This is a genomic window from Parachlamydia acanthamoebae (assembly GCF_000875975.1).
In the GTDB taxonomy this organism is placed as follows: domain Bacteria; phylum Chlamydiota; class Chlamydiia; order Chlamydiales; family Parachlamydiaceae; genus Parachlamydia; species Parachlamydia acanthamoebae.
Window position 1 is genome coordinate 23,981 of the sequence record NZ_BAWW01000007.1, and the last position, 24,209, is coordinate 48,189.

At 39.2% G+C, this 24,209-nt stretch carries 18 protein-coding genes and 3 tRNA genes; 8 read left to right on the forward strand and 13 right to left on the reverse strand.

All coding sequences use genetic code 11. The features are described from left to right. Positions 1–6: 6 nt before the first annotated feature. The gene (gene folK, locus AOM43_RS03580; protein WP_006341594.1) at positions 7–531 is read right to left on the reverse strand and encodes a 2-amino-4-hydroxy-6-hydroxymethyldihydropteridine diphosphokinase; all 525 of its coding nucleotides are present in this window, start codon (positions 529–531) and stop codon (positions 7–9) included. A 209-nt stretch (positions 532–740) separates the two neighbouring features. Here folK and AOM43_RS03585 point away from each other — a divergent pair, with 209 nt between their 5' ends. After that, a complete protein-coding gene (locus AOM43_RS03585) occupies positions 741–1,025 on the forward strand; it encodes a hypothetical protein (RefSeq protein WP_013924736.1) in 285 nt (94 codons plus the stop codon). A 158-nt stretch (positions 1,026–1,183) separates the two neighbouring features. Here the strand turns inward: AOM43_RS03585 and ligD are convergent, their stop codons facing one another. The 4 genes from ligD to AOM43_RS03605 form a co-directional block, all read right to left on the reverse strand. Beyond that, on the reverse strand, positions 1,184–3,568 hold the full coding sequence (gene ligD / locus AOM43_RS03590; RefSeq protein WP_059359093.1) for a DNA ligase D: 2,385 nt from the start codon (positions 3,566–3,568) through the stop codon (positions 1,184–1,186). 3 nt (positions 3,569–3,571) lie between these two features. Beyond that, positions 3,572–4,384 (reverse strand): non-homologous end joining protein Ku, encoded by an 813-nt coding sequence (ku, locus tag AOM43_RS03595; RefSeq protein WP_006341597.1) that lies wholly within the window; start codon positions 4,382–4,384, stop codon positions 3,572–3,574. A gap of 3 nt (positions 4,385–4,387) precedes the next feature. Further along, positions 4,388–4,915, reverse strand: a complete 528-nt coding sequence (locus AOM43_RS03600) for a type 1 glutamine amidotransferase domain-containing protein (protein WP_006341598.1) — start codon at positions 4,913–4,915, stop codon at positions 4,388–4,390. 62 nt (positions 4,916–4,977) lie between these two features. Next, entirely contained in the window at positions 4,978–5,883 is a 906-nt protein-coding gene (locus tag AOM43_RS03605) for a GNAT family N-acetyltransferase (RefSeq protein ID WP_006341599.1), read from the reverse strand. Positions 5,884–6,008: 125 nt separating this feature from the next. Between AOM43_RS03605 and AOM43_RS03610 the strand changes: the two genes are divergently transcribed. Beyond that, complete coding sequence (locus AOM43_RS03610; RefSeq protein WP_006341600.1) at positions 6,009–6,572, forward strand: histidine phosphatase family protein; 564 nt, start codon at positions 6,009–6,011, stop codon at positions 6,570–6,572. A gap of 41 nt (positions 6,573–6,613) precedes the next feature. Here the strand turns inward: AOM43_RS03610 and clpX are convergent, their stop codons facing one another. The 6 genes from clpX to AOM43_RS03640 form a co-directional block, all read right to left on the reverse strand. Then, positions 6,614–7,861, reverse strand: a complete 1,248-nt coding sequence (clpX, locus tag AOM43_RS03615; RefSeq protein WP_006341601.1) for an ATP-dependent Clp protease ATP-binding subunit ClpX — start codon at positions 7,859–7,861, stop codon at positions 6,614–6,616. A gap of 36 nt (positions 7,862–7,897) precedes the next feature. Next, on the reverse strand, positions 7,898–8,506 hold the full coding sequence (locus tag AOM43_RS03620; RefSeq protein WP_006341602.1) for an ATP-dependent Clp protease proteolytic subunit: 609 nt from the start codon (positions 8,504–8,506) through the stop codon (positions 7,898–7,900). Between the two features lie 116 nt (positions 8,507–8,622). Next, positions 8,623–9,909 carry a trigger factor gene (gene tig / locus AOM43_RS03625; RefSeq protein WP_100067522.1) on the reverse strand — a complete coding sequence of 429 codons (1,287 nt, stop codon included), beginning with the start codon at positions 9,907–9,909 and terminating at the stop codon, positions 8,623–8,625. A gap of 71 nt (positions 9,910–9,980) precedes the next feature. Further along, positions 9,981–10,052 (reverse strand) — tRNA-Gly (locus tag AOM43_RS03630). 16 nt (positions 10,053–10,068) lie between these two features. Next, a tRNA-Gly gene (locus AOM43_RS03635) sits at positions 10,069–10,140 on the reverse strand. 37 nt (positions 10,141–10,177) lie between these two features. Continuing rightward, positions 10,178–10,250: transfer RNA gene (locus AOM43_RS03640), tRNA-Gly, on the reverse strand. A gap of 665 nt (positions 10,251–10,915) precedes the next feature. On the opposite strand from AOM43_RS03640, the gene AOM43_RS03645 reads away from it, so the two are divergent. The 5 genes from AOM43_RS03645 to AOM43_RS03665 all read left to right on the forward strand — a co-directional run bounded on the left by AOM43_RS03645 (position 10,916) and on the right by AOM43_RS03665 (position 20,723). After that, positions 10,916–14,416 (forward strand): DEAD/DEAH box helicase, encoded by a 3,501-nt coding sequence (locus AOM43_RS03645; RefSeq protein WP_059359095.1) that lies wholly within the window; start codon positions 10,916–10,918, stop codon positions 14,414–14,416. A gap of 75 nt (positions 14,417–14,491) precedes the next feature. Beyond that, positions 14,492–15,547 carry a rod shape-determining protein gene (locus AOM43_RS03650; RefSeq protein WP_050784570.1) on the forward strand — a complete coding sequence of 352 codons (1,056 nt, stop codon included), beginning with the start codon at positions 14,492–14,494 and terminating at the stop codon, positions 15,545–15,547. 43 nt (positions 15,548–15,590) lie between these two features. Then, entirely contained in the window at positions 15,591–17,408 is a 1,818-nt protein-coding gene (locus AOM43_RS03655; RefSeq protein WP_059359097.1) for a phosphoenolpyruvate carboxykinase (GTP), read from the forward strand. A 30-nt stretch (positions 17,409–17,438) separates the two neighbouring features. After that, complete coding sequence (locus tag AOM43_RS03660) at positions 17,439–18,788, forward strand: LysM peptidoglycan-binding domain-containing protein (protein WP_059359153.1); 1,350 nt, start codon at positions 17,439–17,441, stop codon at positions 18,786–18,788. Between the two features lie 177 nt (positions 18,789–18,965). Then, positions 18,966–20,723 (forward strand): hypothetical protein, encoded by a 1,758-nt coding sequence (locus AOM43_RS03665; RefSeq protein ID WP_059359099.1) that lies wholly within the window; start codon positions 18,966–18,968, stop codon positions 20,721–20,723. Here AOM43_RS03665 and AOM43_RS03670 read toward each other — a convergent pair. Continuing rightward, the gene (locus AOM43_RS03670) at positions 20,720–21,484 is read right to left on the reverse strand and encodes a hypothetical protein (RefSeq protein WP_059359102.1); all 765 of its coding nucleotides are present in this window, start codon (positions 21,482–21,484) and stop codon (positions 20,720–20,722) included. The genes AOM43_RS03665 and AOM43_RS03670 overlap by 4 nt on opposite strands. Positions 21,485–21,566: 82 nt before the next feature. Between AOM43_RS03670 and AOM43_RS03675 the strand changes: the two genes are divergently transcribed. Further along, positions 21,567–23,498 (forward strand): hypothetical protein, encoded by a 1,932-nt coding sequence (locus AOM43_RS03675; RefSeq protein WP_013924728.1) that lies wholly within the window; start codon positions 21,567–21,569, stop codon positions 23,496–23,498. Here the strand turns inward: AOM43_RS03675 and AOM43_RS03680 are convergent. Further along, entirely contained in the window at positions 23,495–24,028 is a 534-nt protein-coding gene (locus AOM43_RS03680) for an F-box protein (protein WP_006341613.1), read from the reverse strand. The two genes, AOM43_RS03675 and AOM43_RS03680, sit on opposite strands and share 4 nt — an antisense overlap. Positions 24,029–24,209 lie beyond the last annotated feature (181 nt).

Below are 24,209 nucleotides of genomic sequence, written 5' to 3' on the forward strand. Positions count from 1 at the left end.
ACTCACTTAAATCGCTATTTTTTCTTGAAGAAAGGACACTGTTTCTTGGTGCATATTCGGAAATTCACGCAAGAGCTGGGGTAAATTGACACGTACAAGCTCTTTTTTGTCGAGAGAGGGAACGTCTAATTCATCGACTAAGTCTGCTAAAGGTGTCAAAACAAACAAACGCTCTTTCCAACGAGGATGGGGAACTTGAAGCCGAGGGGTCACATGTACTTCCGTGTCAAAAAAGAGCAAATCTAAATCAATGATGCGTGGGGCATTCTTCGGCTTGTCTACTTTTCCCAACAATTTTTCAATATTTTGGAGATAAGTCAATAGATCTGTGGCCGAATAAGCTGTGTCAAAACAGCAAACGGCATTTACAAAATGATCTTGTAAAATAGGTCCAACAGGAGTCGTTAAATAAAATGAGGAAACTTTAAGTTCAAAAACACCTGAAAGTTGTTCAATGTGCTTTAGTGCTTGTCCTAGGATTGAACAGCTATCTCCAATGTTTCCTCCTAGACCTACAAAAGCTTTTTTCACGTGGATCTCTCCTTGAATGCTGGTCAACTATTTAACGTAAATAATTGATTGCTAAATGGATTAAGTAAAATTCAGATCCATCATACCCCTGCCTACACATATTTATCCAGAAAAAATCTTTCAGACTGTGCCGTGTAGAAATCACTTTCAATTAATATTTTTATTTGTCATTATTTTTACAAACCCCCCCCTTACCAAAAGGAATAATGATGCTTTACACCAAAAGAATGATAAGCATATTGTTAATCTTCTTATCTACAGCATGCTTTGCTTCTACACAAACTACAAAAGTCTATTTATCTGCTGATCAAATTGTTTTTATCGACACGCATCTATTTGTCATGGAGGAAGGTCGCCTGCATTTTGTCAATATAATTGAACAAGATGAACATGGCTTTTTTTATCACAAACAAGCCTTTTACGGCTTCTGTCCGAATGGCCATCCCTATGGACCTGATGGCTCTTGTTTGGGATCCGGCTGCCCTTTCAACTAGAGCAAATGGAATGGAGACTTGAGAGATCAAAGACATCTTAATTCTGTTTTTTATGCTTTATTTCGATAATCATACGGTGGAGGAACTTTTCGAATAGAGAAAAGCTTGCTCATTCAGGTCAATAAGAGCATTTTTAAACACTGAACTTTTATTTTTTGTTAAATGAACATCTTTTTTAAACGGTTTAAGGCTGTCTGCATGTTGACACCACCCCCCAAAATTGGCTTAAAGATATCCCCCATTTTATCGAGACGTTTTAAAATGGTGTGTATATCAAAATCTTTTGGATCTAAACCCGGTTTTACCTCTTCCCACAAAAGGGGCGTAGAAACAAGTGCACCAGGTCGTGGACGCACTGAATAGGGAGCCACAATGGTTTGCAAAGCACGGTTTTGTAGATAATCCAAGTAAATTTTTTTTGGCCTGCTTTGAGGACTTCTCTCGACAGAAGTGATTGTAGGAAATTGCTTGTGTATACATAGCGCAATCACATGGGCAAATTCCTTGGATTGTTCATAGTCATACTTCGCATGCAAAGGGATAAAAATATGCAGTCCTTTTCCACCCGATGTTTTGCAGTAGTTTTTAATCTTCGCTCTTTCTAATAGCTCGTGTGTCGCACTGGCAATTTCTATCACTTTTTCAAATGCGATATCATGAGGATCCAAATCGATAATACAATAATCCGGTTTTTCCAAATTTTTGCAACGCGATGTAAAAGGATGCAAATCAATGGATCCAAGATTCACAGCATAAAGCAGGCTGCGTAGATCTGAAATCATGAGATAATGATCCACTTTCCCCTCGTGCTGAACAGGAAATGTTTTCAACCAATCGGGGTGAGAAAAATCTATATTTTTTTGGTAAAAGTCTTTGCCCTCAATTCCATCAGGAAAACGGTGTAAAGTAATGGGGCGATTTCTAAGGTAAGGCAATAGATAAGGAGCTACTTTTTGATAATACGCAATGAGATCCCCTTTGGTATATTTTTCCTTGGGCCAATACAGCTTATCTAAATTGGTTAGCTCCAATTCTTGTCGTTTACTTGTTCTCCCTTTTTTTTCCTCACTGGCTGTTGGGATTTCCTTTTTAACTTCCTTAGGGTTCTTATCTATTCTTAGGCCTCGAAAAATAGGCTGTCGCATAATGTCATCCTTTGTCCATTCAGCAAATGAAACTTCACATACAAGTTTAGGTTTAATCCAGGTCACAGGCATATTGGGTTTAGGTATATTTTTGAAAGGCGATTTTTTTTGACTCAATGGCAATAGCTGCTTATAAACATCCTCCAACAATTCGTCGGTAAATCCCCCTCCCACATGTCCAACATAATGTAGCTCTCCTTGATCATCATAAACGCCAACTAATAGCGCTCCAAATTTTTTACGGGATCCACGCGGCTCAGTGAAACCCCCAATCACAACTTCTTGTCGCAAGGCTGTTTTAATTTTTACCCAATCTTGACTTCTTCTAGATTGATATGTGCTGGTCACCTTTTTGCCAATAATTCCTTCCAGCTTATTTTTTACAGCTTCTTTATAAAAATCCTCTCCATCCTTCACGATATGATCGCTATAACGAATTAAGGGAAGATTTAACTCCTTTAACAACTTTTTCAAAAGGTTCTTGCGTTCAATAAGGGGAAGATTGCGCAGGTCTTGACCATCTTTATACAGAAGATCAAACACATAATAGTAGAGTACCCCTGCATGATCTTTTTGATAATTTTGCATGAATTGAAAGTCAGATTTACCTGCAGAGTCTAAAACGACTAGTTCACCGTCAAAAATGACTTTGTCCTTCACTTTTTTCAAGCTATCCACAATAACCGGGAAGCGATCATTTAAAAGAATGCGATTGCGTGACTTTAACTGCACATTGTTTGGATCTATAAAGGCTAAGGCCCGATAGCCATCCCATTTGATTTCAAAAAGCCAATCTTCGCTACTGAAAGGATGATCAGCTAATGTGGCCAGCATAGGAGTCACAAATTCTGGCATTTTGACTTGCTTAGCAGGCTTGTCGTGGTCTGTTTCTGTCGCAAAAGCATCTTCTTTTTTAATTAAAAGCCATGCCGTGTCTTCTGCATCTTGCTTGAGCTTTTGAAAAACAAATTCTCCTTGTAGTTTTTCACCATGCAAAATGACGGCAAAATGCCCTTTTTTTAAACCTATTGTGAGATATTTCTCAATTTCCTCTCGCGTGGTTACATGGGGCACCGTATATGTTCCTCGATCCCATATTTCCACTTTACCAGCGCCATAATTGCCTTTGGGAATAGTTCCTTCAAAATATTGATAATCAAGAGGATGGTCTTCCACTTGGATGGCTAGCCGTTTATCATACGGGTCAAGTGAAGGCCCTTTTGGCACGGCCCAACTTAAAAGAACTCCTTTGTATTCTAAACGAAAGTCATAATGTAAGCGCCTTGCGGCATGCTTTTGAATGCAAAAGTTTAAAGCATCAGAACGTTTATTTTTTCCGGCAGAGGGTTCTTTGCTTTTGTTTAGATCTCGTTTAGAGCGGTATTCTCCCAAGCTCATCGATTACATCGCCTTTTTATGCGTTTTTCTAGGCGTTTTTTTTGGCGGATTTTTTTTGCTTTCTAAGCTTGCTTGAAGGAGAGACATGATGTCGTGTACTTTGGTTGATTTGGGTTCTTCCGTTTTAGGGTGTACAGGACGTCCCTTGGCTTTCTGTTTGATAATCTGCTTGATTTCTTCCATGTAGGTATCTTTGAAATCTTGAGGTTCAAAAGGAACGGTCAAGTGATCAATGAGCTGAATGGCGATGTCGATTTCCTTTCCCGTGGATTTCCCCACTGCTGGAATTTTTAGGTCTTCCACTTTGACTAATTCATTTTGGTAGCGCAGCTCATTGAGTATCAGCATATTTTCGTAAACTTTTATCACGGCTAAATGCTCACGATTGCGCAGGATATATTTTGCTAAGCCCACTTTTTTAGATTTTTTTAAAGCTTCACGTAATAAACTGTAGGCACTGAAAGCATTTTTGTCTGGCTCTAAAAAATAAGGTTTCGAGTAATAAATGGTATCTACCTCGTTCTCATCGACAAAATTTACAATTTCAATGGTTTTCGTCTTTTTTAGATTGGCTTTTTCAAAGTCCTTATCATCTAATACAACGTAATCCCCTTTTTCATATTCATAGCCTTTCACAATTTCATTCCAAGGAACTTCCTTGCCTTCAGCTTTACAGATTCTCGCATATCGAATTTGGGAATGATCCTTCTTATGAAGCATCACAAATGAGATCTCTTTGTCATGACTAGCTGTATACATCTGAATCGGGATATTTACTAAACCAAAGCTTAACGCACCTTTCCAAATGGCTCGCATAAATTATCCTTTTTTTGAGAGATATTCAATGATGGCTGGACAAAACTTAGGAAGGTCGTCAGGAGAACGGCTTGAGATAAAATGTTGGTCAACAACAACGGCTTCATCAACCCATTTAACACCCGCATTCACCATGTCATCTTTAATGGATATATAGGATGTACACTTGATGCCATTGATGATTTTTGCAGAGATCGGAATCCACCCAGCATGACAGATAAAGGCGATGAGCTTTTTCTGTTTGTGAAATTGTTGCGTAATTTCCAAAACTTTTGGAAGTTTTCTCAGTTTATCCGGGGCATATCCTCCTGGAATAACTAAGGCAGCATATTCATCCACGGAAACTTGGTCAAAAGCAATGTCTGCTTTGCAAGGATAGGAGTGCTTTCCTGCATAAATAGTCTCTTTTTTTTCTCCCGCAATGACAACCTCTTTTCCCGCTTCTTTTAACCGAAACTTTGGATACTGTAATTCTAAATCTTCGTATTCATCCGCAACAAAGATTAAAATCTTTTGATTTTTTGACTTCATGATGGATCTCTTTGTTTATTGTTTCTTAATTAGCTTAAAACTAAATAAACGGGTCAACTAAGTCAAATATTTTCTTTAAACCTTTTCCAGCTTTGCCGCATATATCCACACCCTTGCGCATAGGGAGCTAGTCGTTTGCGAGCAAACTGGACCCATGATGATTCTGAAATTTGGGTATTAATTTCGACAACCGCATAAGGGACGGTTGATTGCGTTTGAAGCCTGATAGAATCACACAAAAGCTTGATAGCAAATCCTTTGTGCTGATACTGATGTTGAATATAAAAAGCTTGATAGCGAATCATGCCCGGAGAAACACGATGCGTGACTAGCCAACCGACAATTTCTCGATTACAGTAAAGAGCTAAACTATTGAGCGGCTCAATCTTATCCGGTTCATGAAAAGGGGAAATGTAGAAAGGGTATGAACCCTGCTCTTCCAATTCTTTTAGATAAGTAATATCTTCTTTTGGAATATCTTTCCAAAAAACTTCTCGAAATGGCTTTGCAAAAGGTTCGGCGTAATGTTTTAACCAAGGCGGATCAAAAAGAGCTGAGTGGAACAAGTAAAACTGTGCCGAATGAATACTGGGATTCCATCCTTTGGCTACCAAAAACTTTTCGTTGGCTTGGTTTCTATCTGGATCAAAACGAAAAAACAATGAACAAGATTTGCAACCATTTGTGATTAAATCTTGCTCTGCAGACGCAAGTAACTGACTGCCAATTTTACGACCACGATAACTGGGAAGAACCGTAAACGAGTGAAGCTCGGCAAAAAGCACCAAGTTTGTATTAATACCAACAATACTTCCTACTGGATAGATCCCATCAAAGGCAACATAGATCCAACAGCTTTCCTCTTGCTTTTCGGTAAAATAGGCCCAATCCCGAACATCGATTAAAACATTCAATTTTTCAAATTGTTCAGGAGGAAGGGGGAGATCGAACTTTTCTATCCGATACATGTTCTTTCTTTGCTTTCAGGGTTATTTTAACTGATTAACATGTCATTTTTTTAATGGAAAGAGAATAGACTTGATTTACAACTTTTTTTATCTTACAACGCAAAATTTAGGGGAGGAAAAATAAGATGAAGTGGCTGTATTTTGCATTTATTTTGTGTGGTCTGCATATTGAATTAATGGCTGTCCCCGCCCAGATCATTATTATTCGACATGGTGAGAAAACGCCCTTTCAAAAGACCACCTCTTTGGCGCAAAAAGGCAAAGAACGAGCTGCCGCGTTAGTCCCTTATTTTCTTAAGGATCCCACCGTGACGCAGTATGGTCCACCTGTCGCGATTTATGCACAAAATCCAAGTTCGGCGTTTCCCTCACTTCGCCCCATAGAGACTGTCACACCACTAGCAGAGATTCTTCATCTTGAATTAAATAGAACCTATAAGAGTAATGAATTTGTGCCTATGTTGCGTGAAATCATGTCTGAACCTGCCTATGATGGGAAAATGGTCCTCATTTGCTGGCAAAGATATGCCATTCCAATGATTGCTGAATCGCTTGGAATCTCTTCAGCTCCAAAAGAATGGCGAGGAAAGGATTTTGACAGATGTTGGTTGATTAACTTCCACCATCGGGCAGGACCCTCTTTTCAAAATATTCCTCAAAAACTTTTATATGGGGACTCGGATAGATAACCTATCCCGAGCATTGCAACGGGATAGGTCTAAGAATTGAACTAGGCGATTTTTTCATCACCTGATGAACGCTTGATCATCGGCTCTTTTTTGCCCATGACCACATCATAATCAATAACAATCTCTGAAATGGTTGGATCGGACGGTACGTCAAACATAAGATCTCGCATGATATTTTCTAAAATCATACGCAGAGCACGCGCTCCTGTACCTGCTTCAATCGCTTTTTGAGCAATCGCGGCTAAAGCTTCTTCTGTAAATTGAAGATTAACCCCTTCCATTTCAAACATAGCCATAAATTGCTTAGCGATTGCATTTTTAGGTTTACTCAGAATCGAAACCAAATCTGAGACTGTTAATTCATTGCAGTTTGCAATGGAATTAAACCGCCCCACAAATTCTGGGATCATACCAAACTGAATCAGGTCTTCTGGTTCAACCTTCGCTAACAAATCGCTCTTTTTGGTTGGATCGACAGTTTCCTTATCTTTTGTAGTAAAGCCAATTGTACTTCTTCCCAAACGTTTTGCGACAATTTTTTCCATGTTCACAAAAGCGCCACCCACGATAAACAGAATATTTTCTGTATTGACCTTGATGTATTCTTGGTTCGGATGCTTTCTTCCACCTTTAGGTGGTACATTTGCAATCGTTCCTTCCACAATTTTCAAAAGAGCTTGTTGTACACCTTCTCCTGAAACGTCTCGGGTTATCGATACATTCGCGGTGGTCCGATTGATTTTATCGATTTCATCGATGTAAATAATACCTAGCTCTGCTTTGCTGACATCGTAATCTGCAGCTTGCAATAAACGCAGAATAATATTTTCAACATCTTCTCCAACGTAACCGGCTTCAGTTAGTGTCGTTGCATCCGCGATCGTAAAAGGAACATCTAAGATATTAGCCAATGTTTTTGCAATTAATGTCTTTCCAGAACCTGTCGGACCAAACAGCAAGACATTCGATTTGTTAAATTCGATTGCATTGTTGTCTGTGTTGGCTGAACGAATTCGTTTGTAGTGGTTATAAACAGCTACAGAAATCGTTTTTTTCGCATTATCTTGCCCAATGATATACTCATCAAGACGCTCTTTGATCTCTTTCGGCTTTAAAACCTTGAACTCATGGTTGGTTCTCGATTTTTTCTTTTCCAAAATCCCCGAACATAAGCTCACACATTTGTCGCAGATGTAAGCACTTGGACCAGATATTAATTTTTCAACTGCGTCTTCTGTTCGCCCACAAAAAGAACAAGAGATATTTTCTTTATTTGCTTTTTTTGCCATTCTTAATCATTTATGTTGCTGATTTTTTTAACACTTCTATTTTCTTGTGGTTGTCACAACTTCATCAATAATTCCGTACTCTTTAGCTTCCTGAGGGCTCATATAAAAATCTCTCTCAGAATCTGCTGCAATGCGTTCAACAGATTGACCTGTTGCACCCGCCATGATTTCATGCAATGAGCGTTTGAGAACCAAAATTTCTTTGGCTTGTAACATAATATCGGAAGAAGTTCCACCCACACCTCCAGAAGGCTGGTGAATCATAATACGACTATTCGGAAGAGCAAAACGCTTTCCTTTTGTCCCCGCCATCAGCAGCAAAGCTCCCATCGAAGAAGCTTGGCCAATGCAATAGGTATTCACATCACAAGTCATCCAACGCAATGTATCATAAATAGCCAATCCAGATGTGATGTAACCACCCATTGAATTGATATAAAGATGGACGTCTTTTTTGGGATCTTCCATCTTTAGAAATAGGAGCTGCGCCACAACAATATTCGCTACTTGATCCGTGATATCGGTGCCGATAAATACAATGCGGTCTTGAAGCAAACGGGAAAAAATATCCATCGAGCGCTCGCCTCGCGCTGTATCTTCAATGACATAAGGCGTTAGAGAGTTAAAAGGTCTTTTATCTGACATAGCGAATCCTTAGCGTGCTGTTTGAATGATGCCTTTGTTGTACATGAATTGACTATTTTTTTGCTACGATGCAAATTGAAAAGTTAAGATCTTCATTTTCAATTTGCTAAGCAAGATCAATTTTTCTGCGCTTGTTCAACAAGGAAGTCCTTGATTTTCTTTGACATCAAAAGCTGGCGAACACGGTTATGCATTTCAGGAGAATTGAGCAAACCACGTGCGTCTGTCAAAGAGCCTGAATATTTGTAAATTTGTGCAAATAATTCTCTAACAACTTCTTCATCAGATACTTGAACGTTAAATTTCTGAATGAGTTCGTTCTCCAAAAAGATCAAGCGGATCGAATCTGTGCATTCTTTTTCAATCTGTTCGCGCATTTCTTCAATTTTTTTCGAAGCTTCAGAAGAAGATAAACCTGTTTCTTTTAATTCTTCAGTTTTTTGAGTAATAATCCGTTTGAGCTCTTGTTTAACGATAGAAGCAGGAACTTCAAAAGGATATTTCTCTAAAAGAATAGGAGAAATCTGTTCTCGAAGCACAAATTTGGACTCTTCTTCAGCGTTTTTGTTGAGTTGGTCTTCAATTTTCTTGCGCATATCTTCTAGGCTTTCAGCACCGGATTTCTTGGCGAATTCATCGTTTAACTCAGGAAGAATCGCCGTTTTTATCTCTTTAATTGTAATGCGTACATGAACAGGAGGCTCTTGATCTGCCGCTTGCGCTTCAACGCTTTCACCGGTCTTATGACCGACTATAGCGGTTTTAAACCACTCAGCCATATTTTGTTCATCGACTTTAAAAGAAGCATCAGCATAATAAACTTGCTCTGGATTTTCGACGGAGCAAGCATCAACCACCACTGTATCTCCTTCTTGAACAGGACGATCTGTAACAACATTCCAATCAGCATGGTGGATACGTACATTTTCAAGAGCTTTATCAATATCTGCTTCTGTAATATCTTTTTTCTGAGCAGATTTTAGTTCTAAAGATTTTGGATCAACTTCAGGAATCTCGGGTGCAGATTCAAAATCAATGAGTAGGTCAGCTCCCGCTTCAAGAGAAACATTTTTAACTAAAGCTTTTTGAACACTTTCTTTTGTAAAAGGGTAAATCCGTGTGATATCCATGAATTCACGTAGGGCACGGTTTAACAAAATATCGCGCCATTCTTTTTCAACGTGCGGGTGGAAATTTTGCAAAATCATCGCAGAGGGGACTTTTCCCTTACGAAAACCTGGCATAGAGACTTCTTTGGATATTGCTTTAATTGCTTCTTGATAAGCAGCTTGAGTTGCTTGAGGTGTGACATGAACATCTAACTTCACCAGACATCCATCTTCTTTTTTCAGAGAGATTTTTACATGTTCATTGCTGACTTCTGTTTGATTATTAGACACCATAACCTCATATTTTGGAAGTTTGTTTGAAAGCACATCTTAGCAAGTGTGCTTGAATCATACTCTTAAGAGAAAGCGGGTGATGAGGCTCGAACTCACGACCCTCACGTTGGCAACGTGATGCTCTACCACTGAGCTACACCCGCATATGAAAAATCGCAAAGCGGGTGATGAGGCTTGAACTCACGACCCTCACGTTGGCAACGTGATGCTCTACCACTGAGCTACACCCGCACACTTTGCGTTATATTTGATATTGTATGGACCTGTAAGCGGGTGATGAGGCTCGAACTCACGACATTCACCTTGGGAAGGTGACGCTCTACCAACTGAGCTACATCCGCAATTACGTCTAAATCAAATCCTGGCAGTTATTTTCACAACTTGTTACTTGATTTAAGCGACGAGTATAGGAGTGCTCGATTTTTTCGGCAACATTTTTTGATCAACGTTTAAAAAAGAATGAAAAAAAGTGTCGGTTCTAAACCAAAGAATGGAGGAAACTTTGACCTAGAACCGACGGTGGGGAATTTAAGAATTTGCTTCTTTAAACTTCACCATAATGACAGTATTGATTATCTTTCAAGATTTTTTTAGATATTTTCACACATCACTAATATTCAATGTATTTTTTTAAATATTTTTCTAACGTATTTATCTTCATTTGATTATACAAAAGCCCCCCTAACTTATCCCCACCCCTCCAACAAGCATAAAAACTAAATTAAATTAATCGTAAACAACTTACATTCTTAAACTAATTTTGTAATCAATCATTCTACTTGAAATTAACTCGCACAAATTGAAGATTTACACTAAATATAAAATTGCCCATTCAAAAAAAAATCTCAGAAAAAGAATCGATATTTTTTTTACCCTCTTCGCTTTTTTTGATTGCGTTCACATGGGAAAAAAGCTAAAAGATAGTGAAAAACCGCAAAGTTTCACTAAATTTCCCATTGTATGAGCGCTTAAAGGCTCTTTTAACCTAAATTTTCAGAGAGTGACAATGCTAAATTTTCGCAAATTAAAAAAAGACTATTCGCCCAATATTTTAAACGAAGGAAAGGATTTGAACGCCAAGGGCATGGTTGTTTCTGCAAAAATTGTCAGTCTCAGCCCCCAAAACGTTCGAATTAGTTGTGGTGTCTTAGGCGCCTTCGATAATAAATATCAATGCGAAATTGAGATTAGCCGACACGACTCGACCACATTGGATTCCGATTGTGATTGCCCCTATAAGTATGATTGCCAGCATCTGGCCGCCGTACTTTTTTACCTCGAAGAACAATTCGATGGAATGGTTGTCGAATATTCTAAAGAAACAGACTTAGAAAAAGCACACACTTTTAATGAGAAAGAAAAAGATACCCTTCGCAAAACATTCAAAGAAGCCGCACAAAAAGAGGGCGTTAGAAAAGGAAAGAAACAACAAAAAGAGCTTTTAGAAGAGTATATCGGCGCTTCGCAAGTTTTAGGACAATCCCCTTTCTTTCTACCTGAAGAAGAACTAACTTTAGATAAAGCGGAATTGGCCGTTGTCTTTACAACAGCTGGAAATGCTGCAGATGCTTTCCATGCAGCCGAAATCCAACTCGCCTTGCGCCTCCCTTTCCGATCAAAACCTTTAATCATTCCTGTCATTCGCGATTTTTTAAATGCTGTGCGGTATAGCGAACCCCTTTATATTGGAAATAAACGCTATTATTTTACCCTACAATCTTTTGATGAAGAAAGCGCCTTTCTCCTTAAAAGCATCATGGATTTCGCCCGCTTTCCCGATGTTGTTGCCGATCGCGCACAGCGCCTTGCGACCCTCGACAGTGAAACTTTTGGAACAATTTTGGCACAGATTTATGAATCCGTTATGCAACGCTTAAGCACAACAGGCTCCGTCTTAGCAGATGATTCCAAGCAGAAAACCATGCCATGTCTCTATAGTGGAAGCTTAGAAGAGCCGCTTCGACTCTCCCCTGGCCCCGCAAACCTTCAATTTGAACTCGAATATTTTACTGCACCAGACCCCAAAATTCTCTTTAAACCAACCCTTCTAATCGACCAAGGAATCGTTACGCTACAAGAAGCTCGCCTTTTCGAATGCTGCAAACCAGGCATGATTTTAAATCATACTTACTATCGATTCCCTACCCTAATCAAGCGCAAACATTTGCGCAATATTTCAGTTGTCAGAGATATCACCATCCCAGAACCTTTATTCGGCACATTTGTAGAAAACTCCCTACCCGAACTCATGCGATTTACTCATGTCAGCAACGGTGAGATCATTGAAAAGTTTGTGACACTTCCTTTTACAGGAAAGCTTGTTGCCGAATGTGATATTCACTATCTCAACGGCGTTTTAGAGGCAACAGTCGAGTTTGTTTATGGGCAAACAAAGGTCCCTTCCTCTTCGAATCAACTCACCATTCAGGAGATAATGTCTTTCGTTAAGCCGGAAGGAATTTTGGCTCGCAATTTAACAGAAGAGCAAAAAATCCTAAATGATCTCTTCCAAGACTTTGTCTATGATGCCTCACAACACTGCCATGTATGCAAATCTGATAAAAAAATTGTCGAATTTATGACCGAAGTCATTCCACGTAACCAGAGTCGAGTTAAATTTAATTGCCCATCTAACTTACTTGACCAGTTTATCTACGACAACACCAAGTTTAAATTGCACCTTTCTGAAACAGAGAGAATGGATACCTATAAAGTTGATCTTAAAGTCGATGGCTACCTAAATGGCGTGACGATTGACTTACTTTGGGAATGTCTATCTTCTAAGAAAACATTCATCGAACTTTCTCGTGGGAAAACATCCAAAAGAAAAACGCATGCCGACGACGAGAGCAATTTCAAAACGCTTAAAATTCTCGTGCTAGATCTCGATAAATTGGCTCCAGTCGTTGAAATATTCGACGAGCTAGGCATCAATCTTCTCACGAATCACGAAGAAGAAAGACCTTTATGGAGTTTAGCAAGCTTGGATGCAAGCAGTTTTGAGGGGCTTCCAATTGCGTTTTCAATGACAGATAGATTACGTGAAGTTCAGCAACAAATGCTTGGAAAACAGTCATTTAACGCCCAACAGGTTCCAGAAGTCATCAATGCCAAATTGCGCGAATACCAAGTAGAGGGAGTCAACTGGCTTGAGCGACTACGCCACATGCACTTGAACGGAATTTTGGCTGATGATATGGGTCTCGGAAAAACACTGCAGGCAATTATCGCGGTGACTCAAAACAAAATTGATTATCCCGATTCAATCTCCATCGTCGTTTGCCCGACTTCCTTGGTTTACAACTGGCAAGAAGAATTTTCTAAATTTAATCCTCAGCTAAAAACTTTGCCTGTTGATGGCTCGCCAGCTCAACGCAAAAAGCTGATTAAAAACATGAAAAACTTTGATATCATCATTACATCTTATACCCTGCTACAAAAAGATATTGAGCACTATCAAAGCCTTAAATTTAGATATTGCATTCTCGATGAAGCCCAGCACATCAAAAACAGGGGAACGCGCAACGCGAAATCGGTCAAAATGTTGCAAGCCGCCCATCGTTTAGTCTTAACAGGAACACCGATTGAAAATTCATTGGAAGAACTTTGGAGCTTATTTGACTTCTTAATGCCTGGATTATTAAGTACTTTCGATAGATTCGTGGAACGCTATATTCGCAATCCACATACTAATCAGGGGAAAAATCTAGAAATCTTACGTCGCAAAGTTTCTCCTTTTATCTTGCGTCGTATGAAGCAAGACGTTTTATCTGAGCTTCCACCTTTATCCCAAATTGTGTATCATTGCCACCTTTCGGAAACGCAGCAACAACTTTACCGTTCTTATGCACAATCCGCACGCGAGGAACTCTCTCAGCTTGTCAGCAAAGAAGGATTTGATAAAGTCCAAATCCACGTATTGGCAACTCTGACACGTTTGAAACAAATTTGCTGCCATCCTGCGATTTTTGCTAAGGAGAAACCCGAAGGAGGCGACTCTTCCAAATACGATATGTTGATGGAACTTATTCCTACACTCATCGAAGGAAAGCATAAGACCGTTATTTTTAGCCAATACACGCGCATGCTTAATATTATCCGCGACGATTTATCCTCACAAGGTATTCCATTTGAATACTTAGATGGATCGAGCAAAAATCGTTTGAATATTGTAAAAAAATTCAACGAAGATGAAAATATCCCCATCTTCCTTGTTTCCCTGAAAGCTGGCGGTACGGGTCTTAACTTGATCGGTGCGGATACAGTTATCCACTATGATATGTGGTGGAACCCCGCAGTTGAAAATCAGGCCACAGACCGCGTGCACCGCTTAGGACAAAAGAAATCCGTGTTGTCTTATAAGCTGATTACCTTGGGAACCATCGAAGAGAAAATCTTGCAACTTCAACAACAAAAAGAAGGCCATGTCAAAAAAGTTGTCAGCTGCGATGAAGAAGCAATTGCCAAATTGACTTGGGAAGAAGTGTTGGAACTTTTGCAAGTTTAACTTAATCAGATTCACTCTTTGGAATAAATTATGAGTAAAAAAAATCAATCTGGATTGAAAGAGTCATTCGACACAATGTACCGCTCTGCTTTCGGGCAGCTCAATAAATTTAGAGGGGCATTTTCAAATGACATCGGGATCGATCTAGGAACTGCCAATACCCTTGTTTTCGTTAGAGGCAAGGGTATTGTGCTTGCCGAGCCTTCTGTTGTGGCAGTTGACTCTTCCACAAACGAAGTTTTGGCTGTCGGCCATAAAGCGAAGGATATGCTAGGCCGCACACCCCGACGTATTCACGCAGTGCGCCCAATGAAAGATGGGGTAATCGCAGATTTTGAAATTGCAGAAGGCATGTTAAAAGCATTAATTAAGCGCGTGACCCCTTCGAGAAGTTTATTTAGACCCAAAATTCTCATCGCCGTTCCTTCTGGAATTACAGGTGTTGAGAAACGAGCTGTAGAAGATGCCGCGTTGCATGCCGGAGCTCAAGAAGTAATTCTCATTGAAGAGCCTATGGCAGCAGCAATCGGTGTTGACCTGCCCGTTCATCAACCAGCAGCCAGCATGATTATTGATATTGGGGGCGGAACTACCGAAATCGCAATCATCTCTCTTGGGGGAATTGTAGAATCTCGCTCTCTACGTATTGCTGGAGATGAATTCGATGAATGTATCATTAATTACATGCGCCGCACTTACAATTTAATGATTGGGCCTCGTACGGCTGAAGAAATTAAAATGACCATCGGTTCTGCCTATCCTTTAGGGGAAAATGAGTTAGAGATGGAAGTCCGTGGGCGCGATCAGGTTGCAGGTCTGCCTGTCACAAAACGGATTAACTCTGTTGAAATTCGAGAATGCTTAGCTGAGCCGAATCAGCAGATCATCGAACATGTAAAGCTCACGTTAGAAAAATGCCCTCCAGAACTTGCAGCCGACCTTGTCGAAAGAGGGATGGTCATTACAGGTGGCGGAGCTCTAATGAAAGGATTAGATAAACTGTTAATCAAAGAAACAGGTCTTCCCGTTATTACAGCCCCCAATCCCTTGCTCTCTGTTTGCTTAGGAACAGGCAAAGCTCTAGAGTACTTGGATAAATTTAAAAAACGTAAAGCCATGGCAAACGCTTAATTGGACAAACCAATCTTCGTATAGGCAACTGTAAAGGAATGAAATGACTCTTAAAACCGATACTCTTGAGCAATGGACAACCAACCAAACCCTCATTCAGTGGATTCAAGAAGCTGTCCAACTTTGCCAACCTGATCACGTCCATCTTTGTGATGGTTCTGAAGAAGAATACGAAATACTTTGCCAAGAAATGATCGTAGAAGGCAAATGGCAACGATTGAATCCAGAGCGCCGACCAAGAAGCTACGTATGTAGCTCAGATCCTGCGGACGTGGCACGTGTCGAAGAACGAACATTCATTTGCTCTGAAAAGAAAGAGGACGCAGGCCCCACAAATCATTGGAAAGATCCCAAAGAAATGCACGGAATCCTACAAAATTTGTTTAAAGGATGCATGATTGGAAGAACGATGTACGTGATCCCTTTCAGTATGGGGCCTTTGGGCTCAAACATTGCACACATTGGTGTTCAGATTACGGATTCTCAGTATGTCGTTTGCAACATGCGCATCATGACACGCATGGGTAAAAAAGTATTAGATGTTTTAAGAAATGATCATTTTGTTCCCTGTATGCATTCGGTCGGCTATCCTTTAACAGATGGAAAAAAAGACATCCCATGGCCCTGTCATCCCACGGAGAAATATATCGTCCAATTTCCTGAAAAGCGTTCGATTTGGTCTTATGGGAGTGGCTATGGAGGCAATGCCTTATTAGGAAAAAAATGCTTTGCTTTACGCATCGCCTCTGTGATGGCTCGGGATGAAGGCTGGTTAGCCGAACATATGCTCATTATGAGCCTCACAAATCCTCAAGGAGAAAAAAAATATATCGCCGCGGCTTTCCCTAGTGCATGTGGAAAAACAAATCTAGCGATGTTAACTCCCACCCTTCCAGGTTGGAAAGTCGAAACTGTTGGCGATGATATAGCTTGGATGAAATTTGGTGAAGATGGACAGCTTTATGCCATCAACCCAGAAGCAGGTTTTTTTGGAGTCGCTCCCGGAACTTCGATGCAATCAAATCCCAATGCCATGAAAACCATTAGTCGAAACGCTATTTTTACCAACGTCGCTCGCACAGATGATGGAGATGTTTGGTGGGAAGGGATGACAAAAAATCCTCCTGCCCATCTAATCAACTGGTTAAATCATGAATGGACGCCCAATTCAAAGGAAAAAGCAGCCCATCCAAATGCCCGTTTTACTGTACCAGCCTCTCAATGTCCTATCATTGATCCCACTTGGGAAGACCCAAAAGGCGTCCCAATTTCTGCGATTCTTTTCGGTGGACGACGTTCATCAGTTGTGCCTCTTGTTTACGAATCATTTGATTGGAGCCATGGCACATTTCTTGGAGCAAGTGTTTCCTCTCAAACAACTGCCGCCGCGGCAGGTGAAGTGGGAAAACTACGCCACGATCCTTTTGCCATGCTTCCGTTTTGTGGATATCATATGGGCGATTATTTTGGTCATTGGCTCAATATGGGTCATTCCAAAAAAGCAAAAAAACTTCCTAAAATATACTATGTCAATTGGTTTCGCCAAAACGCGAATGGCGAATGGTTGTGGCCAGGCTTTGGAGAAAATAGCCGCGTTCTTAAATGGATATTTGAAAGAACATCCGGAAAAGGAAAGGGTGTTGACACTCCTATAGGAGTGACTCCAACTCCCGATGGTTTAGACTTGACAGGATTGAATATTTCAGACGAAACAATCAAAGCATTGTTGCATGTCAACAAAGACGAATGGAAAAAAGAAGTAACAGAACTTGCGGATTACTTTAAATTATTCGGGGATAGACTTCCAAAAGGTATTCACGATGAACTCCATGCCCTAGAACAAAGATTAAACTCTGCATAACGACACTTACATTTGGCTCTCTCTTTACCCATGTCCACGACTAAAAAATACTTAAATCAAATTCGAAGATTAAGCCAGGCACTCATTGTCAGTTTTGCCCTCAATATTGGCCTAACGGCCTTATTTGTCTATTGGTTTGTCAAAGAGCGTCCTCCCACCCCCTATTGTGAATTAAAACCCGCCGATTTGCGATCTGAGCAGCCTCCCTTAGCGATGGACAAAAGCAATGGGGAATTGATTCGACATTTCCAAAAAATGTCTCTACAGCAACTTTTAACAAAACTTGGAAATAATCAACTTGTCGAAAATGGATACACACAAAGAGATCTAGCTGTTGCCAGCCTTGTCACTTTTCATCATTTTGATCTCACTAAAGCTCTGTTAGGGCTTCCTCAACCCATGCAACAAAGAACAATTGTTTTTGATAATGCACCTGGAAAGAAAACCGGAAAAATTGATGTGTATCCAGGTCTAACCGATGTGCATTACCAAGCCATCATGCGCTATGCGCTCACGGAACAATGGCCGATGACCTCAGAAGGGCTGTTTCTTTTATTACAAAAAGCTAAAGGTAAGTATGATCCTTCTTTAGCTGATGCGTTTTACTTAACACAGGAATTCCTTGCCGTTGAAATGCTTTTCAATAGAGCAGAGGTCGTGATTCAAAAGAAAGAGTTATTGCAAATTTTGATTGAAGGCAACTGGTCTTTGCTCTCAACTTTTTTGCAGCAACAAAAAGTCTCTCAGGATCTTTCTGCCGCTCGTAGACAACGATTTTTGCTCGATTATATCCAGCAACACTCCTCTGCAGCGGCCCAATTGATTTTAAAAACAGATGGCCTATTTGCTCTGAAAAAACTGAACGATAGCCATGTATTAGAAATTTTACATTTGTTAAAAGAAAAAACTCCCCTAGCAAAGCAATTCGCACTCGCGCTTCTGACCAGTCCTAGAAGTGATGCTGTGTGGGAGCTTGCGGCTCGCCATCTCTATGAGCAAGCTGGAGAACCCATCCCTGAAAAGTATCAGCATCACGCTGCATTATCTCGTTTTATCCCTCAAAAAAGTATTATTCAAAATGAGGATGAAATAAAGACCAAAGAGCCCCCTGTAAATCCTATTCCCGAGAAAACAGTGAGCACTAAAGAGATTCCAGTGGCACCCCCTATCTCAGTAAAATATCCTTCTCCCCCACCCCATAAGGAAGTAGCCAAAAGAACAAAACCGATCCCGCAAAATCGTTTATACATTGTGCAAGAAGGTGATACTCTTTGGAAAATTGCGGGACGCTTTAAGATTGATGTTGAGACATTAAAAAAACACAATCGATTAAAATCCGATGCTTTAAAAGTTGGAGAGCCCCTAAGAATCCCCACTTAGACTAATGACACAACCTTTTTAAATTAATAAAAAAATTTAAATCAACATTTATTTAAATAGGCATTCTTCCTGAAAATACCAAGAAAAATAAAAAAGTAGGCAAAAAATATTAAAGTCAAGGTATACTGCGCTCATACAAACTACTTGTCATAGCATATGCATAGAGAGGTGAAAACGATGACAGTTTTAATCGACACAAAAAAATTCGATGGTTACCTAGACCAGGTTCAACAATATGCAATCCGCTTAAATAAAGAAGAAGGTGTTCTTGAAGAACTATTAAAATTTATCGAAGATCAACAGCTAGAATGGGCTGAAGACCACTCCTATCAGGAATTCTTTAAAGGAGAATCCGCATTCTTTAAGCAAGAATTTGATCAGGCCTTGAAACATTATTTGCAAGCCAGAGCAATTCCTCTCTTTCAATTCTTTTGCTATCGTGCTTCAGCCTTTGTATCGAAGTCTATAGGGAATCAAGAAAAAGCCATTAGCTTCAGTCGAAAAGCCCTTAAATTCTTCCCTAATGATTATCCCTTACTGACGCTTCTTAAGGAATTATTAACTTCCGATTCCCATCGAGAAAGTGCCCAAGAAATTCATCTGAAATTACAAGCTTTAGAAAATGGAGATTCCCCTTCATCTCTTTTATCGAATATAAATGAGCCAACAATCCCGATGGGAGAGAAAACCGTGCATGAACTCAATCATATTTTTGAAAGCCACTCGAGTAACTCAGAAGATTTATTTTTGGAAGAAGAAGAAAAACCTTTTAACTCTTTTGCCATTCCTGTTGGAGAAGTCACGACAGCCCCTTCAGTAGCTACAACAGAAGAATTCATGACAAAAAAAATAGAAGTGGATTCAGAAAAGGAGCAATCTTTGAGACATCACATTCAAACCTTTAACGATATGCAAGCAAAATCATTGAGCGACTATATCGAGTCATTCCATAGACGCCCGCCCGTTGAGAATTGCAGCCTATTTCTTTTAAGTGGAAACATACCTTCTATTCTTCCTTTTTTGACAACAGAGCCCCACCAAAAAACCGGCTTTTACTTGCGTTGGAATGATAAAGGAATCGTTGTTAATCCCGGCAAACATTTTTTAAATGATTTCCATGAGCAAGGCTTACACATTCGTGATATTGATTATGTGATAGTCACGCAGGATCAGCCTCTTTGCTATGCTGGTATCAAAGAAATCTATGACTTAGCTTATCAAATCAATCGTTTAGATGCAGAACCAAAAGTCATTCATTATTATTTAAATCAAAAAGCTTACCAAGAGCTTTCTCTTATTCTAAAACCTCACTTTAAACAAGAGCGAAACACACTTCATAGCCTTGAGCTGTTTGTGGATTCTTCGGATATAGAAAAAGTGGAGCTCCATCATGATATTGTGTTACACTACTTTCCTGTATCAAAAGGAAAACAAGACACTTCTCATGCATTAGGGATTCGTCTTGATTTAAGACTCTCAGAAACTCCCTATTCAGAAATCAAATGTGGATATGTATCAGGTGGTGCATGGTCTTCTTCTTTCTCAAACTTCTTGAAAAATTGCGATGTGATTCTAGCTGGTTTCGGAAATACGTCCTCTCCTGATTATGGAAAACAAGTCTTTAATGAAGATAGCCTTGGCTATTTTGGTAGCTCCACATTGTTAGAAGAAGCACAACCTCACCTTTTCCTATTGACAGAGTTTGAAGGTAAAGAAGGAGACATTCGATTAGAAGTCGTCAGAAAAATGCGTGCAGAATGTAAAAACCAAACGGTCATTTTGCCTGCAGATTGCAGTCTCGTTGTTCACTTAAAAAAACATCTCATCCGATGTTCTTTAAGTAAAAGATGGGTGATACCTAACGAAATTCGAGTCTTTAAGTCTCCCCATGCATTTGATAGACTTTCGTACATTTCTGATTGTTATTACCTTTAAGAAAGATTTCTGCCACTGGAATTTTCGAGTGGCAGAAAACGTTTTTCACAGAATTCCTTCATCATCTTTCTTATTAAGCTCAATATTAATTGTTGCTTTGAAGGTGGCATCTTCTCAAATATTCCTGAATCCCGAAGATCTTCTATTACAGCGCTTTGGATAGATTTACAACTTGGCTTTTCGAGAGAAGCATTCATTTTTTCAATTGCCATATTGTAGAGCTGAGTATGTGTTAAACAATGATATCGCCCCTCATTTTGCAGTAATCCTTCAACCTCTTGATAAAGCAAAGTTCCAACTAATCCATAGTGATTAAACATACGCGAGATTAAATGCCTTAAGCAAGATTCCTGCGGAAATGTCTCTAATATTTCAGAAAGAACTCCTAAATATTCATAAATTTCATGTTTTTCCCATCCTGGCACGTCTAAAAAAATGAGCCCTTCATAATTAATCGCAAAAATAAAATCTTTTCCTTCTTCAAAGTAATGATTTTTGGCCAAATGCAAAAGCTTTAATACACGCTCTTTGCGCTTATAGACATCACCTCCAAGCAGCCCATCCACGGCGAGGTGAAGAAACGTATCTCCTTTATATTCGTGAATATATGAAACATTATTCATTCTGAAAGCCAACATATCTGGACTAAAATGATCCGGATTTTTTTTCCATTTCTCCCACATATACGAAATATAAGAAGAGTGATCTTGTTCACAATAAAATAGTTGTATACGGGGATCATTAATCTGAAAAATAGACATAAAATCTCACTTAATAAATTAAAAATTAAATAAATGTTATAATAACTGTATCTATACCAACATTTTTAATAAAAGTTTGTTTATGGATACACATAATATTCATTCGAATGGTTCTGAATGGCTATATCCTTCAATTCAAAAAAAAGAAGGAGAGCCTTCTCATTTAATAGAAAATGAAAATTCGTTAAAAGATTTTGAGTTTCAAAAAGTCATTTCGATTGATGCTGGTTATTCTTTGATTGAGCGGATGCACGATCTTTTTTCTAAACAAGTACAACATTTGCCTCCAGAGCGTCAAAATGATGTCCATCACATATTTAAAACTAAAAAAGAGCAATTTCAATCACTTTTAGCCAATCAAGCTGAAAAATATAATACCGCTAGTGAGGCAAATCTATCGACAAGAAATTTTTACAAAAACTGGAAGCAAAAAAAAGCATTCGAAAAAGATATGGATAAAATGATTATCCATACATGCGAACAAGCCTTAAAAGCTGCGGGACCAGATGCTGCTCGACAAATCAAAGCCCAATTGGGCGCAACATCGAGTTCATTAAAAAAAGCCATTTCAGCTCAAATGGTTGCTTTAAGGACTGTGGCCGCTAGCGATTTAAATCGGAATAATCAAACTTTACGAGCAAAATTTGAAATTCCTCTGATTTCATCGCAAGGAGAAAAGACACAAGTTTTTTATGATGAAGCCAAACGAATCGATACGAGTTCATTTCTGATACGTCAAGCCGATTTGCAAGAAACGGAGCTCAAATCCCTCCTAGCAAAAGCATCTTCTCAAATGGAAAGAAAAAAAATTCAATCTCGTTTAAATGAGGTTCAGGAGAAAAAACAAAACTACATCAAATTATCTCAAGGAGATGCGTGGCGCTCTAGTGCGGAATCCAATATCGGTGTGCACGAAAAACTTGAAATGAGCACCAACCCTTGGATTGAAAAGATTTATCTTCCCCCTCAATCTTCTCACCCGCTGACGCCCTTTCAAGTGGGACGTTCAGGTGTTTTCGGTTTCAACGCAAGCCCAAAAACCAACATTCAAGAACTGATTCAAAAAAATGCACAAAAACCCTCTGAAAAACTTCAAAAAGAAATTGACCGAAGAGAATCTATGCTCCGATCTCAACTCGGAGCAATGCTTTCTGCCCAAGCTGAAACGCTTGCTGAAGGCATTCAAACGTCTCTAACAAATGGAACTCCTAATTTATTTTACGATACCAAAACGTTCCCCTATACCCAAATGTCCTTATTGCATTTTACCGGAAATGAACCAAATCTCCTGACAGATATGGAATGGATTTTTAATCAAATTGAGGGAAAAGAACTAATTTTTGATGGAAAATCTGGATTTGATACCGCAGGCAATCTACACATTCCCAATCCTGTCTATGATGCAATGAATACGCCCTTAAAATTAAAAATTCAGCCTTCCTTGTATAATTTTAATGTGCAGGGAGATACGTTTGCGACGAAAAAAACCAAGTATAAAGAAGTAAATGAAAAAGCATGGAGCAATACTCAAAAAAAATACAAAACATATACAAACTGGTTGTCTGGATTGCATCAAGCAGGGAAACTTTCGAATGCCCTGTACGAAGAACAATTAAGCTCCTTAAATGACCTCAAAACAAAAATAGAACTTCAATTGAATAAGCAAAGCTCAAACTATCAAATTGCAGCGGATATTTCTGAACTTGAGCGGATGATGAATTCTTCTTTAGGGATAAACTGTAAAAGTGGAAAAGACCGCACATCTTATTTAATTAATGTGCTGATTAATCGGCATATTGGAAAACATATCGAAAAAAATTACCCTTTGTACCCTGAAGAACTAGGTGAAATTAAAAAAAATCTAGCCGCTCAAGTGGCTCACAAAGGTGTCGGATTGCATATTACCGGGTTAAATATTGGATTTAAAGCCTTTAAAATTACGCGCTTCAGCGTGGAAGGAATGCGTCTGAATGAAAGGTTAAAGCTTTATCTACTCGCATTTAAATTACGTTAAACTAAAGACTTCATCATTGTGTCAAGGCCAACACACGTATTCTCCAACTCTAACGGATAATTCGCCTTTATCTCACTTGTCTCCCCAGGTCTTTTCGCTGTGGAGAATCGATTCACTGGAATCTCAGGGGAAAAGCGCTTTGTAAAAATGCAAAAATCTCTCACATCAGATTTCACTGCTTGAGAATGATTGACTTTGATCACCATTTCAAAGTTCTGATTAAAAGGAAAAAAACAGACAAATTTTGCACCTTGATTGGGTTGAACTCCAGAGACAAGACCTTTCATCTTCGCTAAAATTTCATCGGGAGATTTCGCCACCCGTTTCAAAACATGCTCCCTTAAATTCATTCCAGGCTCTAATATAGCCTTAGGAAGCATTTTTTCCCATAAGCTGTTATCACTTGCCAACCGCCTCCATTTTTTGCAAACCTCTGCACATCTTGCAATTTCAGGAATTGGTAAAAATGTTAAAATTCCTAAAGCCATTTCTTCTGGCAAATAGGTCAAAGGATCTAATCGAACAGTCATTTTTGATCATCCTGCAATAAGTGGATGGAAATTCTATGCTAACAATCGATTAAATTCAATCTTCGAACCTTAAACTTTTTGAATATCATTCTTAAATTCAAATACATGGTTACATTCGAGTATCTTTTTGAATATTTTCTTTTCAAATCCGTTGAAAAAAATTATAAACAGGCTAAGCATA

What these genes read in the sequence shown, in the direction of transcription:
- AOM43_RS03585 (WP_013924736.1), top strand. Translation starts at nt 741, where the DNA reads ATGCTTTACACCAAAAGAATGATAAGCATATTGTTAATCTTCTTATCT.
- ligD (WP_059359093.1), bottom strand. Translation starts at nt 3,568, where the DNA reads ATGAGCTTGGGAGAATACCGCTCTAAACGAGATCTAAACAAAAGCAAA.
- ku (WP_006341597.1), bottom strand. Translation starts at nt 4,384, where the DNA reads ATGCGAGCCATTTGGAAAGGTGCGTTAAGCTTTGGTTTAGTAAATATC.
- AOM43_RS03600 (WP_006341598.1), bottom strand. Translation starts at nt 4,915, where the DNA reads ATGAAGTCAAAAAATCAAAAGATTTTAATCTTTGTTGCGGATGAATAC.
- AOM43_RS03605 (WP_006341599.1), bottom strand. Translation starts at nt 5,883, where the DNA reads ATGTATCGGATAGAAAAGTTCGATCTCCCCCTTCCTCCTGAACAATTT.
- AOM43_RS03610 (WP_006341600.1), top strand. Translation starts at nt 6,009, where the DNA reads ATGAAGTGGCTGTATTTTGCATTTATTTTGTGTGGTCTGCATATTGAA.
- clpX (WP_006341601.1), bottom strand. Translation starts at nt 7,861, where the DNA reads ATGGCAAAAAAAGCAAATAAAGAAAATATCTCTTGTTCTTTTTGTGGG.
- AOM43_RS03620 (WP_006341602.1), bottom strand. Translation starts at nt 8,506, where the DNA reads ATGTCAGATAAAAGACCTTTTAACTCTCTAACGCCTTATGTCATTGAA.
- tig (WP_100067522.1), bottom strand. Translation starts at nt 9,909, where the DNA reads ATGGTGTCTAATAATCAAACAGAAGTCAGCAATGAACATGTAAAAATC.
- AOM43_RS03645 (WP_059359095.1), top strand. Translation starts at nt 10,916, where the DNA reads ATGCTAAATTTTCGCAAATTAAAAAAAGACTATTCGCCCAATATTTTA.
- AOM43_RS03650 (WP_050784570.1), top strand. Translation starts at nt 14,492, where the DNA reads ATGTACCGCTCTGCTTTCGGGCAGCTCAATAAATTTAGAGGGGCATTT.
- AOM43_RS03655 (WP_059359097.1), top strand. Translation starts at nt 15,591, where the DNA reads ATGACTCTTAAAACCGATACTCTTGAGCAATGGACAACCAACCAAACC.
- AOM43_RS03660 (WP_059359153.1), top strand. Translation starts at nt 17,439, where the DNA reads ATGTCCACGACTAAAAAATACTTAAATCAAATTCGAAGATTAAGCCAG.
- AOM43_RS03665 (WP_059359099.1), top strand. Translation starts at nt 18,966, where the DNA reads ATGACAGTTTTAATCGACACAAAAAAATTCGATGGTTACCTAGACCAG.
- AOM43_RS03670 (WP_059359102.1), bottom strand. Translation starts at nt 21,484, where the DNA reads ATGTCTATTTTTCAGATTAATGATCCCCGTATACAACTATTTTATTGT.
- AOM43_RS03675 (WP_013924728.1), top strand. Translation starts at nt 21,567, where the DNA reads ATGGATACACATAATATTCATTCGAATGGTTCTGAATGGCTATATCCT.
- AOM43_RS03680 (WP_006341613.1), bottom strand. Translation starts at nt 24,028, where the DNA reads ATGACTGTTCGATTAGATCCTTTGACCTATTTGCCAGAAGAAATGGCT.